This window comes from Companilactobacillus heilongjiangensis, assembly GCF_000831645.3.
GTDB classification, from domain to species: domain Bacteria; phylum Bacillota; class Bacilli; order Lactobacillales; family Lactobacillaceae; genus Companilactobacillus; species Companilactobacillus heilongjiangensis.
This window is the reverse complement of sequence record NZ_CP012559.1, coordinates 999,588-1,015,156: the sequence shown is the minus strand read 5'-3', so window position 1 is coordinate 1,015,156 and position 15,569 is coordinate 999,588. Positions and strand designations below refer to the sequence as shown.

General features: G+C 38.0%; 16 protein-coding genes and 1 riboswitch. Of the genes, 1 reads left to right on the top strand and 15 read right to left on the bottom strand.

Annotated elements, in window-relative coordinates; translation table 11 throughout:
- Positions 1 to 15: 15 nt before the first annotated feature.
- The 9 genes from ftsA to mraZ all read right to left on the bottom strand — a co-directional run bounded on the left by ftsA (position 16) and on the right by mraZ (position 9,934).
- A complete protein-coding gene (gene ftsA, locus JP39_RS04650; RefSeq protein ID WP_041499473.1) occupies positions 16 to 1,368 on the bottom strand; it encodes a cell division protein FtsA in 1,353 nt (450 codons plus the stop codon).
- Between the two features lie 75 nt (positions 1,369 to 1,443).
- A complete protein-coding gene (locus JP39_RS04645; protein ID WP_169751871.1) occupies positions 1,444 to 2,052 on the bottom strand; it encodes a cell division protein FtsQ/DivIB in 609 nt (202 codons plus the stop codon).
- Positions 2,053 to 2,539: 487 nt separating this feature from the next.
- Positions 2,540 to 3,637, bottom strand: a complete 1,098-nt coding sequence (gene murG / locus JP39_RS04640; protein WP_041499516.1) for an undecaprenyldiphospho-muramoylpentapeptide beta-N-acetylglucosaminyltransferase — start codon at positions 3,635 to 3,637, stop codon at positions 2,540 to 2,542.
- A gap of 9 nt (positions 3,638 to 3,646) precedes the next feature.
- On the bottom strand, positions 3,647 to 5,020 hold the full coding sequence (gene murD / locus JP39_RS04635; RefSeq protein ID WP_041499477.1) for a UDP-N-acetylmuramoyl-L-alanine--D-glutamate ligase: 1,374 nt from the start codon (positions 5,018 to 5,020) through the stop codon (positions 3,647 to 3,649).
- A gap of 16 nt (positions 5,021 to 5,036) precedes the next feature.
- A complete protein-coding gene (gene mraY / locus JP39_RS04630) occupies positions 5,037 to 6,002 on the bottom strand; it encodes a phospho-N-acetylmuramoyl-pentapeptide-transferase (protein WP_041499478.1) in 966 nt (321 codons plus the stop codon).
- Between the two features lie 14 nt (positions 6,003 to 6,016).
- Positions 6,017 to 8,185, bottom strand: a complete 2,169-nt coding sequence (locus JP39_RS04625; protein ID WP_041499479.1) for a penicillin-binding transpeptidase domain-containing protein — start codon at positions 8,183 to 8,185, stop codon at positions 6,017 to 6,019.
- Positions 8,182 to 8,547, bottom strand: a complete 366-nt coding sequence (ftsL, locus tag JP39_RS04620) for a cell division protein FtsL (protein WP_041499481.1) — start codon at positions 8,545 to 8,547, stop codon at positions 8,182 to 8,184. The genes JP39_RS04625 and ftsL overlap by 4 nt, the downstream gene beginning before the upstream one ends.
- Positions 8,548 to 8,562: 15 nt before the next feature.
- Complete coding sequence (rsmH, locus tag JP39_RS04615) at positions 8,563 to 9,513, bottom strand: 16S rRNA (cytosine(1402)-N(4))-methyltransferase RsmH (protein WP_041499483.1); 951 nt, start codon at positions 9,511 to 9,513, stop codon at positions 8,563 to 8,565.
- Positions 9,503 to 9,934: a division/cell wall cluster transcriptional repressor MraZ gene (gene mraZ / locus JP39_RS04610; RefSeq protein ID WP_041499484.1), complete on the bottom strand. Its 432-nt coding sequence runs from the start codon at positions 9,932 to 9,934 to the stop codon at positions 9,503 to 9,505. The genes rsmH and mraZ overlap by 11 nt, the downstream gene beginning before the upstream one ends.
- A gap of 215 nt (positions 9,935 to 10,149) precedes the next feature.
- Here mraZ and JP39_RS12465 point away from each other — a divergent pair, with 215 nt between their 5' ends.
- Positions 10,150 to 10,275, top strand: coding sequence for a DUF4044 domain-containing protein (locus JP39_RS12465; RefSeq protein WP_371851541.1), 126 nt, complete (start codon positions 10,150 to 10,152; stop codon positions 10,273 to 10,275).
- A 78-nt stretch (positions 10,276 to 10,353) separates the two neighbouring features.
- On the opposite strand, the gene thiT is transcribed toward JP39_RS12465, so the two are convergent.
- The 6 genes from thiT to JP39_RS04580 form a co-directional block, all read right to left on the bottom strand.
- The gene (thiT, locus tag JP39_RS04605) at positions 10,354 to 10,935 is read right to left on the bottom strand and encodes an energy-coupled thiamine transporter ThiT (protein ID WP_041499486.1); all 582 of its coding nucleotides are present in this window, start codon (positions 10,933 to 10,935) and stop codon (positions 10,354 to 10,356) included.
- Positions 10,936 to 10,984: 49 nt separating this feature from the next.
- Positions 10,985 to 11,086, bottom strand: a riboswitch (TPP riboswitch).
- A gap of 32 nt (positions 11,087 to 11,118) precedes the next feature.
- Positions 11,119 to 11,916 carry a septum site-determining protein MinD gene (gene minD / locus JP39_RS04600; protein ID WP_041499488.1) on the bottom strand — a complete coding sequence of 266 codons (798 nt, stop codon included), beginning with the start codon at positions 11,914 to 11,916 and terminating at the stop codon, positions 11,119 to 11,121.
- 2 nt (positions 11,917 to 11,918) lie between these two features.
- On the bottom strand, positions 11,919 to 12,587 hold the full coding sequence (locus tag JP39_RS04595; protein WP_041499489.1) for a septum site-determining protein MinC: 669 nt from the start codon (positions 12,585 to 12,587) through the stop codon (positions 11,919 to 11,921).
- Entirely contained in the window at positions 12,584 to 13,126 is a 543-nt protein-coding gene (gene mreD / locus JP39_RS04590; RefSeq protein WP_041499491.1) for a rod shape-determining protein MreD, read from the bottom strand. Before mreD ends, JP39_RS04595 begins: the two co-directional genes overlap by 4 nt.
- On the bottom strand, positions 13,126 to 13,986 hold the full coding sequence (gene mreC, locus JP39_RS04585; protein ID WP_041499492.1) for a rod shape-determining protein MreC: 861 nt from the start codon (positions 13,984 to 13,986) through the stop codon (positions 13,126 to 13,128). The genes mreD and mreC overlap by 1 nt, the downstream gene beginning before the upstream one ends.
- 497 nt (positions 13,987 to 14,483) lie before the next feature.
- Positions 14,484 to 15,485, bottom strand: a complete 1,002-nt coding sequence (locus JP39_RS04580) for a rod shape-determining protein (RefSeq protein ID WP_041499493.1) — start codon at positions 15,483 to 15,485, stop codon at positions 14,484 to 14,486.
- Positions 15,486 to 15,569: the final 84 nt, after the last annotated feature.

Genomic DNA, 15,569 nt, shown 5'->3' with positions numbered 1-15,569 from the left:
ATTTATTATTTATTATTAATCAAAAAATTTGCTCCAGAAGTCCTTGAATTTCGACATCTTTTTACCTTTATCAGGCTTTGTCTCATCTTCTGTTGGTTGGTCCTCTTGAGTTTGGTCCATTGTTGGTTCTGGTTGCTCAAATTGTTGCTGTGGTTGAGGCTCAGAAGCAACTTGAGGTTGTGGTCGACTGCCTCGGTCAATGGTTGCACCATTAACAACATTGTCAGCAATCACTCCAATATCATTTAATCTTGAAGCATAGGTTACTAAGCCAAGTCCTAACGAATATGAAGGATAACGCATACCCATCTGTGTTGGGACATAACTTCTAACTTTGACATCGAAAATCTTTCTAGCTAAGTCTTCCACATTAGGCGTAGCGGCAACCCCACCGGTCAAAACGATTCCACCGGGTAGAGATAGAGCCCCTGCATCTTCTAGTGGTGCTTGTAGTCTAGTAAAGATTTGGTTAAGTCGAGCTTCAATAATTTCAGCTAAATATTCTTCTGAAATCATTGTTGGCTCATTTTTACCAACAACTTCGACACTGATATTTTCATCGGTCGAAGATTTGTCAGCAGATGCGTTACCGTAATAAAGTTTCAATTGATTAGCATTTTCAACAGTTGTATTCAAAACAACTGAGATATCATGCGTTACATAGTCGCCACCCTCAAAATCAACAGTTGATAATTTCAGGTTGTGATCATGTACTACAGAAGCGGTTGTTTGACCAGCTCCCATATCAATAATTACAGCACCAAAGTCGCTCTCGCCGTCATTTAAAACGACTTGACTTAATGCCATTGGAGAAATAACTTTATGAATAATGTTTAAGCCGGCTTTTTGAATAGCCTTTTTCGTATTATGAACGATGGTTTTAGGCGCCGTGTACAAAACTCCTGACATCTCTAAACGTACACCAATCATTCCTCGTGGATCACGAATGTTGTTGAAACCATCGACAGAAAATTGCTTAGGTAATAGAGAAACAACTTCTCTCTCACTAGGTAAGTTTTGAACCATAGCAGCCAGCATAACTTGTCTGACATCATTTTCATTGATTTCTTTTGATTGAGATCCAACGGCAATCATACCTTGGCATTTCTCAATCTGTAACATGTTAGCCGATATACCGACTACAACGTCACGGATGGAAATATTTGCTTGTGTTTCGGCCTTCTTAATTGCGCGTTTTATAGCACCTGCCGCTTTGTCTATATCGACTATAACGCCACGGCTCACACCTTCAGAGCGTTCACTTCCTACGCCGACAATACTTAACCTATCATCAGACGATTCAGCGACAACTACTTTAATTGAATTCGTGCCAATATCAAGACCTACAAAAAATTCAGAATTGTCCATTAATCGTGGCAGCCTCCCTTACCTAGAAAAATCTATTCACTAAAAAATTTTAACACAAATATGATTATATTAAACCTATTTCTTACCTTTAAAGGGATAAGAATAGGCTCCAATCTCCAAATCTATAACGCCTTTCTTTTTCATCTGAGCAGCCATACCTGGATAATACTTCAATTTTGTTCGAACAGTTCTCATGTCGGCGATAACTTTGTTGCCATCATTCATATCGATTTTGATCCGATATGGATTCAATTTAGTCGGAGCGTTATAAAATTCAGACACATTCGTCTTCACGTTACTAGGCAGTTCGGCGTAAATGTTCGACATCTTCTTCAGCCTACTGGCACTAAAGCCACTATAGGTTGGGTAGTTACCAATTGGAGAACTCATCTTTTGATTGATGATCTTACCGTTATTAATGATTCGATAATAACCACCGTTCTTATTGATAAATCCTAGTGTTGGATGTTCGGAAACTTTAATCGTTAAGTCACGCAGATTGTGCGTTCCAAACGAGATAGATTTAATCGATGGAAGTTTTTGTTCAGTTTCTTTGGCAATCGTTTTATGATGCAAGAAAACATTTAAAAGTGTGGAATTATCATCAATCTTGGTAGCATTAATTACTTGTTGTGCACCAAGATCATTAACGCCTTTGACATTGATGTTCCTTACTTTGCTCAAAGATGAACCAAAATAAGCAATCAACACGATAACAAAAACTATTATAATAATTAAACCATTTTTACTTATTCTAATCCTTTTTCTCAGCACTTTTAAACCTCACATTTATATATGCCGTCTCCGGTTGGCAGTACAGTGCCCTCCGACTAGGTCGTTTTTCACTTGATAACCAGTTGAAGCTCAAGAGACTTAATAAAAAACTGGATAAACTAACTAGTTTTACCCGTTACAAGGCTATTCTACAATCACTCTGTATAAATAAAAGCGATTCGTCGAATAATATATAAAATCAAAATACATTAGTCGGAAGAGCTGAGAAGTATTCACCAGCAGTGGAAGTGGCGTTACGGCTTTAGACGTTACACCACCGGGCGAGTTTGGAGCCTTTCCAGTCTATGGAAAGGCTTCAAACCGAGGTTCGAGACCGCTCTTTGACTCGGACCGTTCTGCACAGCAGGCGAAATACTTCTCAGCTCTGGAGACGGCCCTACTTAACCAGCTCAGTTAACACCTTTATCAATCGATCAGCAGAATCAGGGACGCCGATGTGCTTGGACTTCTCAGACATTTCAGCCTGAACTTTACTGTCGCTCATGATTTCATTAACTGCTTCATACAAGGAATCGCTTGTAAGTTCAGCTTCTGGAATCAACTTGGCAGCTCCAACTTTGGAAACCGACATGGCATTCTTTGTTTGATGATCATGCGTTACGTATGGGCTTGGTACAAATATAGCTGGAATGCCTAGGGCTGTAATCTCAGCAATGCTTGTTGCGCCGCTACGTCCGACGATCAACTTAATGTCAGGCAAAATTCCTGGCATATTATCAATATATGGTAATACGGAAATATTTGCACTGTTTAGATACTTTTCATCGATTAATTTAACAACATTGTCATAATGTACTCGTCCTGTAACAAACAAAACTTGATAATCTGCTTTAACAAAACGGTCCATTGTCTCAATTGTCGCTTGATTAATTGGCTTAGCACCACGAGAACCACCGAAAATCATCACGGTATCCTTGTCGGCTGCTAAATCGAATTCTTTCAAACGATCATTTTTTTGGATGTTGACAACTTCTTGGGCTCTGGGGTTACCTGTGAAAACAATTTTCTTCTTTTCACTGAATTGATCAGTTGCTTCAGTAAAAGCAATCGCAATCTTATCGACGAAATGAGCTAAGAATTTGTTAGTTACACCAGCAATCGTATTTTGTTCATGGATAACCGTTGGGATATGCATTGTGTGTGCCGCATAAACGATCGCACTTGATACATAACCACCAGTACCGACAACGATATCAGGCTTAAATTCTTTGATGATTTTACGAGATTTACGAATGCTTGAAAGGAACAATTGAACTGTCTTGACGTTTTCGAGTGTCAGACGGCGTTTGAACCCTTGGATTTCAATTGTCTTAAAGTTCAAGCCAGCATTCTTAACAATCTTGCTCTCTAAGCCTTTTTCTGTTCCAACGTATAGAACATCATCAATTAGGTCACGTTCCTTGAGACGTTTAATTAAGGCCATTGCGGGATAGATATGTCCACCGGTACCACCACCGGAAACAATTATGCGCATTTTTGTCATTTATTTAACTTCTCCCTTTAGTGTCTCGACTGTTTGAATATACAAGTCGCCACGTTCTTCAAAGGTATGGAATTGATCCCAACTAGCAGCAGCTGGTGAAAGTAGGATAACATCCCCAGCATCACTTTGCTTATAAGCTTCAGGAACAGCTTCAGACAAATTGTCTACCTTAACGATATTGCCGACCCCAGCTTTTTCAGCAGATTCGATTACTTTTTCAGCAGTTTGACCGTAAACAACTAAGTTATTGACCTTACCTTTAAGTGATGGAATCAATTCGTCAAAGCCATTACCACGGTCAAGACCACCAGCAATCAAAGTAATTGGTGTCTTAAATGCAGTTAAAGCGACAATTGTTGCTTCAACATTAGTTGCTTTAGAATCATTATAGAATTTATGTCCACCGAAAGTATCGACATATTGGATTCTATGCTTGACACCTCTAAATGATGATAATACCTCAATAATATCTTCGTTCTTAACATCGAATAATTTGGCGACACTGATTGCTGCTAAAGCATTTTGAACGTTATGTTCACCAGGAATTTTAATTTCATCAGCAGTCATGATCTTCTCACCGTTACAGTAAAGAACATCATCTTTAACATAAGCGCCATTATCTAATTCTTGGTTGTCAGAGAATGGCAAAATTTTAGCATTTGATTGTTTAGCTAAATCACGCCATTCTTCAGTATTGTAATTGATAACAAAGTAATCATCCGGAGTTTGATTCTTAGTAATGTGCATTTTAGCTTTGATGTAGTTAGCACGGTTCTTGTGGAAATCCAAGTGAGTTGAATAGATGTTATTCAAAACTGCAACATGTGGATGCAAGTCGATTGTTCCTTGGAGTTGGAAACTTGATAGCTCAGTTACAACGACATCGTCTTTAGTAGCCTTTTGAATTACATCAGAAATTGGAATACCAATATTGCCGGCATAGTATGAATGTGCGAATTTTGGTGAGTGTTGCAACATCAATTGAATCAATGTTGTAACAGTTGTTTTTCCGTTAGTACCCGTAACACCAACCATTGTGGCATCTGAATAACTGTAAGCAATCTCAGGTTCTGTGATAACTGGAATCTTAAGTTTCTCAGCTTGTTGAACCAATTCATTAGAATAAAAAATACCAGGGTTTTTAACTAAATAATCATATGAATTATCAATCAAACTAGCATCGTTACTACCAGTAATAACGTTAAAACCAGCATCGATTAAAGCTTGTGCTTCGGTATTTTTCTCCAAAGGATTAGAGTCGACAACAGTTACATCTGAACCCATTTTATTTAACAGCTTGGCTACAGCAAAACCACTCTTAGCTAAACCTAATACTAAAATCTTTTTGTTTGAATAATTACTCTTTGTTTTCATTGCTATCATTTACTTCCTATACGAATAAAATTAGATAAATTGCTGAACAAATTGCGCCAACAATCCAAAAGACGATATCGATTTTCCATTCTGACCAGCCCATCATTTCAAAATGGTGATGAATCGGTGTCATTTTGAAAATACGACGATGGAAAACTTTGAATGAAAAGACTTGTAGCATAACGCTCATTGTTTCAACTACATAAACTAAACCAATCAACAATAGTGACCAGTAACGACCAAGTAAGATTGAAATGGCAGCTAGTCCAGCACCGAGTGCTAGTGAACCAACATCACCCATGAAAATCTTGGCTGGCTTGTGGTTGAAAATCAAGAAGGCTAACAAAGCACCAACGACTGAAAAACAGACGATAGCTAAGTCAAAACGATTTTGGTTCAAAGAAATAATTCCGTATGTTGCATAAGAAATTGTTCCTAATCCGCCTAATAAACCATCCAAACCATCAGTTAAGTTAGTAGCATTAGAAAAGCCAACTAACCAGAAAATAGTAAATAGTACGAAAATTACGACTGAGTTAATTGAAAGTACACCCGGAATCGTAAAGTTCATTGGAAATTGATCGCCGTTATATACGACTAAGAAAATGATACCAACAACAATTTGTAAAAGCGCCTTTTGGTAAGCACGAAGTCCCAAGTTACGTTTCTTGAATACTTTGATGAAATCATCAATGAAACCAATGCAACCATACAAAACAATCACAAAGGTAGTAATCAATAGTGAGTGTGTCAATTGACCTTGCCAAATACCAACCCAAATATCAGTTATCAAGGTAGCAATGATAATCAACAAACCACCCATTGTAGGTGTTCCTGACTTCTTTTCGTGCCACTTTGGACCTTCTTCTCTAATAGACTGCCCCTCTTTGTGTGCAACCAAGTAACCAATTAAGAATGGCATAAAGATGGCCACAATTGCGAAAGAGCTAATTATGTCGAAAACAATATGACTAAATTCCATGAAAATCCCCTTAATTATTTATTTTTCAATGTAACTATAATTTTACCACTCCCATTTATCACCTGACCAGACTCAACCGATTGTTTCACGACATATCCGTCACCTTTTGTGGTGACTTGCTTACCAGTTATCTCGGCAAACTTCAAAACATCGTTCTTGGACCAACCAGATAAATCAGGCATCGTCATGGCTCCATTGGTCAATAAGACGATTCTTTGATCAGGCATGACCTTCTCACCACTAGCTGGCAATTGTTGAACTACCTTGTTACCAGTTCCGATAACGCCAGATTGTAACTTGAGGTCTTTGATTCGAGTGAGCGAGTCATTGGTTGATTTGTCCAATAGACTCGGAATGCTGACATATTGACTGCCGGCTTCAGTGGCTTTAGTAGGAGACTTACCTTGATTAACTAATCTCTTAACTAACGGATTGAAGACTTCAGAGAGAATTCTTTCTGGAGCTTCAGTCATTTTCTGAGGCTGCTTCATCGTTACATACACGATGTAATTAGGATCATTGTAAGGAATCATCCCGGCAACTGAGAAAATATAATTATTGTTACCTGTCAAATAACCTCCCGCTGGAGAGGCAATTTGAGCTGTACCAGTTTTAACACCAACCTTAACTCCAGGCACATTATAAACCATACCAGTACCATAGTTCTTCGTTACGACCTCACGCATTGCCTTTTGAACTTGCTTGGCAGTGCTGGCTTTGATTGGTTGACCGACAACATCACGCTTAAAACTCTTAGTAGTCTTACCAGTATTAGGATCAACTACTTTTTGCACGATTTGTGGTTTGATCATCTTACCGCCATTAGCGATTGCTGAAAAAGCCTGCAACATTTGCATTGTGTTAACATTGACACTTTGTCCAAACGCAGTCATCGCTTGGTCACTGACATGCTCAAAGGAAATCCTTCCGGCGACTTCACCTGGTAGTTCAATACCAGTCTTTTCGCCAATGTGGAATCGTTTCATGTATTCCATCCACGTCTTAGAACCCATTTGTTCTTCTAGTTTGACCATACCAACATTAGAAGATCTCGTGAAAGCTTGAGAAAGTGGAATATATCCCCAGCCGGCAGTGTTCCAGTCACCAATTGTTCGACCACCAACTTCAACTGTACCAGATTTATACAACTCATCTGGACTATAGTTACCAGAGTCAATTGAAGCTGATAATGTCAAAATTTTCATAACAGAACCGGGTTCGAACTGATCTTCCACCAAAGTGTCACGCCAACTGTTATCCAAGCCTTTTTTAGTAGTTGGATTGAAGGTTGGACGTTGTGTTGCCGCTTCAATGGCACCAGTCTTTGCGTTCATAACTAAAATCTGTAAGTCTTTGGGAGCATATTTCTCATCAATATTTTGAGCCAAGATCTCCGTATATTGTTGAATCTTACTGTTGAGGGTTAAATAAATATTTGAACCATCAGCTGAACTCTTCTCAATCACTTCTGAATCAGGCAATTCATTACCACTGTTATCAACTTTAGTAATCTTTTTACCGTCACGACCAGATAATAGCTTGTTGAAGTATTTCTCAACACCCATCACACCACTGATATTACTGTTTGCATCATTGGCATTATCAGCCTTGGTAAATCCAACTAAGTTTGTCGCAAAAATCCCGTTCGGATAAGATCTTGAAGGCAGTTCAACAAAGTGGATTCCGGGCAGCTTCTGAGCAGCAATCTTTCGCTTAATTTCAATCGAAAGGCCACGACCTGAAGGACCAAATTCCACTTGATATTGTTTCTTATTTTCAGGAGTCAAATATTTACGTAGTTCTTTGGCAGACAATGGCAAATACTTACTCAAAATTCGGGCAGTCCGCTCCTTGTTAACCACATAGTCAGCTTTACCAGCTGTAGTTTTTGACTTCTTGGAAACAATGGCATAGATATTGTAAATCGTGGAATCTCCAGCAATCATATCGCCGTTGACATCCATAATGTCGCCACGTTTTGCATTAACTTTATTTACATGTTCATATTTTTGTTTAGTCCTTTGTTCCAGATTAACGCCGTCATATTGCTTACTCATGGAAATATACGCGAATCTTTGAAGAAAAAGGATAAAAGAAAAGGCAGTCGCAATCAAAATGACCATACCAACAATATAATGATTGCGCCTTGCCTTATTTTTAAATAATTTTCTGAACTTGCTCATTTCGAAATATTCCTTACGTTGTTGTCACTCATTTTCAAATTATGCTTTTTTGCAAAAGAAGAAAAACGGTCAAAACTGGTTAATTCAGAAATCTCTTGTCTTAAATTAACGTTACTTGTATTTGTTTTGGATACTTGTGTTGTTAGTCTATCCAAAGTATTTTGAGAAGATGTCATAGAAACTTTGATGCTAACTAAAGCAACCATTAAAGCCAAGGTCAATAAGCCTAAGCCAACAATTGAAAAAGTTTCAAATTTGGACAGGGCAACGCTGCGCGTTTTAGGCTCCGCTTGAACTTTCGGTTCAGGCTGAGCTGCAGTTTGATAATCTTGTAAATTTCTAGCAGTACTATCTTCTCTCATATTCTTAATTCTCCATTATATCTTTTCAACAACACGTAGTTTGGCACTGTGTGCCCGATTATTTTCAGATAATTCTTCAGTGTTAGGCAATATTGGCTTGCGAGTTATTTCCTTCAAGACAGGTTTAATGTCATCTGGAATAACGGGCAACCCTCTAGGTAAATCGACATGGGAATTGTCTTTAAAAATATGTTTAACGATACGATCTTCTTTGGATTGAAAAGTTATAACGCTGATTCTGCCCTTAGGGGCTAAAAGGTCAATCGCTTGGGCAAGGGATCTCTCAAGTGAACCTAATTCATCATTAACAGCAATTCTAATTGCTTGGAAAACTCGTTTAGCTGGATGACCACCGGTTCTTCTAGCAGCAGCTGGAATAGCATTTTTAATAATATCAGCCAATTCCAATGTTGAAGTGATACGGTGTTCCTCTCTAGTCCGTTCGATGGCACGTGCAATTTGTTTAGCAAATTTTTCATCACTATATTTATAGAAAATACCCACTAATTCACTGTACGTCCAATCATTAACGATCTTTTCAGCATCAAGATCTTGTCTCTGATCCATCCGCATATCTAGACGAGCTTCCTTTTTATAACTAAAGCCACGAACAGCATCATCAAATTGAGGAGATGAAACTCCCAAATCATAAACAACGCCATCGACTTTCTCTACTCCAAGTTCGTTCAAACGTTCTTGCATATTTTCGAAATTGTCACGTATTAAAGTCAATGAGTTATCACCGATAATATCGGCGTTATTTTGAATACTTTCACCGACCTCAATGGCGGCTTCATCGCGATCAAACACATAAAGATGACTATTGTGTACACGACTTAATAGTTCTTTGGTGTGTCCACCACGGCCAAAGGTAGCGTCTACATAAATTCCGTTATCATGGGGATTTATTTCGTCAATAGTTTCTTTTAAAAGTACTGTTTTATGTTGATATACATTAGAAGTCAAAGTCTGTCATTTTCTCCGATATTTCTTCAAAATTATCTTCAGCCTCTTGGCTAAATTTATTCCAGCGTTCCTCATCCCATATTTCTATTCGATCTGAAACGCCGACAATTACACAATTCTTATTTAACTTGGCAAAGTCGACTAACGATGCGGAAAGATTTATCCGTCCTTGCTTGTCGAACTCCGCCTCTGCAGCAGCAGAATAAAAGAACCGAGTGAATGCTCGCGCATCCTTTTTCGTTAAGGGCAACTTATCCAGTTGCGCCTCAAGTTTATCCCATTGCTCCATTGGATACCCAAAAAGGCAACCGTCCATGCCACGTGTGATGACGAAGCTATCACCAAGCAACTTTCTAAACTTTGCAGGCACGATTATTCGGCCTTTAGTATCAAGTGTGTGATGAAATTCACCCATAAACACGGACAGTTCACCTCAATTCTTTAACACTTCTTAATTTACCACAATTCCCCACTTTTAACCACACGATATTTGACAATCAGTCAATAAATGTGAAAGCAGTTACTAATTATACAGTTCAAGCGGTGGGGGATTTTTCCATATTAGAAAATAACGGCTTACAAATATTGCATATTTTGTATTTGTGAAGTAACATTTCACTATATATTAATTAGGTGGTGGATGTTTTGGACGAGAAAAAACCTAAAAGCACTTTAACTAAAATTACACAAATTGTTGTTTGGCTTATGATCCTTGTAACGATTGGCGGTGTAGTTTTAGGTGCTGTGATGAGTTTTATTTAACCTTTGAAAACGTTTATAAAACAACGCAAAAAGCGCTCTGAATTTTAATAATTCAGAACGCTTTTTTAATGTGCTTGTTTAGTTTTTCACGATAATCAATTGCTTAAAGACACGGTTCAAAGCAAAGACTAGGACTAGTAGCATCAACATATTGGCAACAAAACTACCACCATTGATTACTAATGAGTAGATCCAAGGGTTCATACCCTTTGGTGCATAGGTTCCCCAGTAAATACCACCAGCTAGAAAATGGAAGAAATACTTGGCAAAGAATCCCAAAGCTGAATATAGCAAGATTAAACCAATACCACTTTTACCTTGTTCCAAAGCCCGTTTAACTGGTTTACTTCCTAAACCAATCAAACCAACAACACCAAATGCTAGCGGATATTCAACGATTCCTTGAAATAGATTCAAGAACCCACCGTGACTAAATCCAAATAGTACAAGATCTAGTAATCCCCAGACTAAGCCTGTCAGTAAGCCGGCTCTGACACCTCGGCGTAAAGCGTAAATTGCCATCGGAATCAAACCGTAAACGAACTCAATCGCAGATACACCAGTCGTATGTGGCACAAACGATAAGGCTAGAGCCAAAGCTGTAATTATGGCTCCTTCTGTGATTACGAGTAACTCGCTGTTTTTCCCAACATTAGTCATAAAAAAAGAACTCCCTTCTGATTTTAGTCATCACAAGAGAGTTCGAGCGTCTGCTTGAACAACACTATCCCTACGCATGCATTAACATAACAGGTTTAAAGGGTCTGAACAAAATGTTCACTCTCAGCCAAAGGCTCCCCCTGTGTTGACTTATTCAATTACAAAAGGATTGTACCATAGTGCTTATTTTCTACCAAACACTCTGCCCCAAAAACCAACTTTTTTTGGATGATCGAATAAATTCAAAGGAATATTTTCACCTAGCATCCGACGAGCAATGTTTTGGTAACTATGACCCGCATCGCTGTATTCATCGAAAGCCACCGTATGACCGGTATTTGAAGCTGAAATAACCTTATCTTCATCGACGACAATTCCTAACAAAGGAATTCCCAGATGATTAACAATGTCATCAATTTTCATAGATGTTCCATCGTTGATCATATTTTTACGAATTCGATTAATTATCAAATGAGGTGTGATTGGCATGTTCATATTCTCAAGAATACCAACTACCCGATCAGCATCACTCACAGAAGCAACCTCTGGATTGGTAACTACTAAAGCACCATCAGCAATCGAGACTGCATTTTGAAAACCATATTCAATCCCAGCTGGACAATCGATCATCACAAAATCAAAACGTTGTTTCAATTCGTTAATAATATTGCCAACTGAATCTTTATCCAAAACATATTTATCAGCAAACTGCGAAGCTGCCAATAAATACAAATTGTCTTCAAAACGTGGGTCACGAACTAGAGCTTGCGAAACCACAACACGATGTTGAGCCACATCCACGATATCGTAAACGATTCGATTAGTTAGACCCATGACCGCATCAAGATTTCGTAATCCAATATCTAAATCGACCATGCAAACTTTTTTGCCAAGGCTTGCCAAGACAGTACTAACATTTGCAGTCGTAGTAGTTTTGCCAACTCCGCCTTTTCCAGAAGTTACAACTATTGATATCCCCATAGCTAACCTGTCCTTTTTCCTAAATCATTTAATCTATCTTTATAATTCGTTAAATCATCAACACTGATTGAATGTAAATCATCGATAAAAGCAAATTTACCAGCTTGGAAATCATCCCTATTATCGTCGGTCACAATTTCGATTACATCGGCGATTCGCAATTGATCAATCCCCTTGAGATTGCCAAAGATAGCAGCCTTGGTATTATCAGGATAACCTGCCTGCAAAACACCATTGACCTCACCTAAGACGTATATTGAACCGGTCGTGCATATTTGTGCATCCCGGTGCAATGTTCCAAGAAAAATCAAATCACCTTCGTAATCCAATTTTTGACCACTACGGACGATCCCTGACTCAATGTTAGTCTTATTTGCTTTTAAAACTTCTGCAACTTTGACTTTATCTTCAACATCAGCTTGAATATCTTTCAATTCCAGTTGTGGATACTTGTCGAAAAAGTCTCTGATTCCATCTTTTTGGTCCTCTGTTAACAAACGGTGACCAGTTTTAACCGTAAAATAAATGACATCATCATTCTCATTGGTTGACTCAACGTTTTGCTGCATAATCAATTCTTTTAACTTTTTAAATGCATTAACGTAATTGGCTTTATCATCCATTATTACTGAAAAGCCATTTTTATCACCCTTTAAAATGATATCTCTCATTTATTATCCCTCCGATATTTCACCAGCCATTCGGATAAATTATTCATTGGAATATATAAAATAAAAAATACGACGATATTCCAAAGTAACGTTGGTCCCAATGTATATGTGATGAAATCAAAAACATTTGTATTAGTCTGTTGCAACAATCTTTCCAACAGATAAATACCTGACTGTAAGAATGTCAGCGACAAAAAGTAAATCGACAATTCATAACCTAAATTATTTTTTACTAGTAAAAACTTAAAGTGATCAATTCCGACCATCAATAATGGCAAGAGTATAGTATACAATCCGATAATTCCATAATAATAAGAATCATAGATCAATCCAAAAATCACTCCGTAAAGTATCAGCTGACGACGGTTATCAATACGCATCGTCAACATGACAATCATCATTAACATCAGTTGTGGCAAGATAGCAAAGGTTCCATGATTCATATTATTCAAAAAGGCCCACTTGATTAAACCATCAAGGTAAAACGCAAGAGAAATGAATAATACTTGGCCGACTATCTTTCGATTTTTAATGTTCATTAATTTTCACCACTAACTGATGACTTAATAACAGTTACAACAGTGAAGTTACGCAATTCAGCAGCAGGTGTAATATAAACAGAATTTGTCATTCCGTAATTATCCTTCTTAATTCCGTAAACTTTACCAATGTACAATCCACGTGGTGTCAAACCACCTAAACCAGATGTGATGACGCTTTGGCCTTTTTTGATGTTCTTAGTTGAGTTGACATTTTCCATGACTAAATCGCCTGTAGAACTGTCATAACGACTAACAACACCAGTAATATTTTTATTTTCACCTAAGATTTCAGAAGCAAATTTATCATTTAATTCGTTATCAGTTGAAATCAACTCAACTTTAGAACTAATCTTATCAACTTCGACGATACGACCAATCAAACCTTTACCAGACATAACAGGCATATCTTTCTTGATACCACTTGTTTGACCACGATTGATTGTCAAATAACTTTGCCAACTACTTGGTGAACGAGTCAAAACAGAGGCATTAACAGTTGTGTAGTCTGTCAATGTACCATCAAGTTTCAACTCTTGTTTGAGTTTCTTATTTTCATCTTGAACTACTGCTAGCTTAGCCTTATTTTGTGCTAATTCACCAATTCTGGCTTTAAGACGTTTGTTTTCAGAATATGTATTATACAAATCGGAAAATTCTGAGGTAGCATTTTTAACAGCATTCGTAGGATAAGCAAAGACTCCCCCAACGACACTGACGACATCATTACCAACTTGTTGAACAACTGGCGGCGTATCTTTGTTATCACGGATATTAACCGTAACTGCCAGCAGTCCAAAAGTAACGATAATAAGTATCATTAAAATAATTAATTTTTTATTTGAAAAAAACTTTTGCATTGCTTCCTCCTAGTAGATCAGCTAACTAAAGGTTTTGCTTTTTCCGCCTACGGGTGGACATGAATTTTATCTGCGGTAAGAACCGGTGCGGATAAAACCATGTCCACCCTCCGGCTAAGTTTTTCATGATATTGAATATCAATTAATTTTTACACATTTATTAAATAATTGAACGTCCAAATGACCAAATTTATAAATATATTAAAACAATTCTGAAATTTCATAGAACTGTCCATACAAAAAATAAACTAGTCGGAAGAGCTGAGAAGTATTCACCAGCTGTGAAAGTGGCGTTAGAGCTTTAGCTCTTACACCACCGGGCGAGTTTTGAGATTCGCGTACTTTGCGAAGCTCAAAATCGAGGTTCGAGACCGCACTTCGGCTCGAACCGGTCCGCACAGCAGGCGAAATACTTCCCAGCTCTGGAGACGGCAACCAATAAAATGATTTTACCATTATTAATCTTTAGTCAAATAAAAAAACGGGAATTAACCCGCTTATTTTTGGCGACGCATTACATCGATATTTTTAAGTGATTCACCAGTACCGATGGCCACACAATCTAGTGGGTCTTGAGCAATGAATACAGGAACTCCCGTTGCTTCAGATATTACTTCTGGCAAGTGATGTAATAATGCACCACCACCAGTAAGAACGATACCATGATCGATAACATCGGCAGCAATTTCAGGAGAAGTTTCCTCAAGAGTTTCTTTAATTGTTTCAATGATCTCTTCAACGTTTTCATGGATAGCTGTAGCAATATCTTCACCAGATAATTGAACTGTCTTTGGCAAACCTGTTACTAAGTCACGACCACGAATTTGCATTGATTCGATTTCTTTTGATTTTTCAACTGATGCTGAACCAATTTGGATTTTAACATCTTCAGCAGTTCTTTCACCAATTTGAAGGTTAAAGTTTGACTTAATGTATGCAGAAATTGATTCGTCAAACTTGTCACCAGCCACACGGATTGAACGTGATGAAACGATACCACCTAATGAAATTGTAGCAACATCAGTTGTACCACCACCAATATCAACAACCATATTACCTGTTGGATCCATAACTGGAAGTCCAGCACCGATAGCAGCTGCGAATGGTTCTTCAATTACGTAAGCTTCACGAGCACCGGCATGTTGTGTAGCTTCAATAACGGCTCTCTTTTCAACTTCAGTAACACCACTTGGAACACAAACCATGACTGAGGGTTTTGAGTTGTTAGCGGATTTTTCGATGAAATACTTCATCATAGCTGCTGTTGTGTCATAATCGGCGATTACACCGTCACGCATTGGACGAATTGCAGAAATACTACCCGGTGTACGACCAATCATTTCACGTGCATCTGAACCAACTGCAACGATTTCTCCAGTGTTATTATTCTTTGCAACAACTGAAGGTTCATTTAAAACTATACCTTTTCCTTCAGCATAAACTAGAGTATTTGCAGTTCCCAAGTCTATACCGAGCTTCTTTGATCCAATACCAAACAATTTATTTTCTCTCCTTTAAAGTACACACCACATTTTACGCTAAACAAAATTATATCATAGAAAACGCCGATTTAAAGCACGACG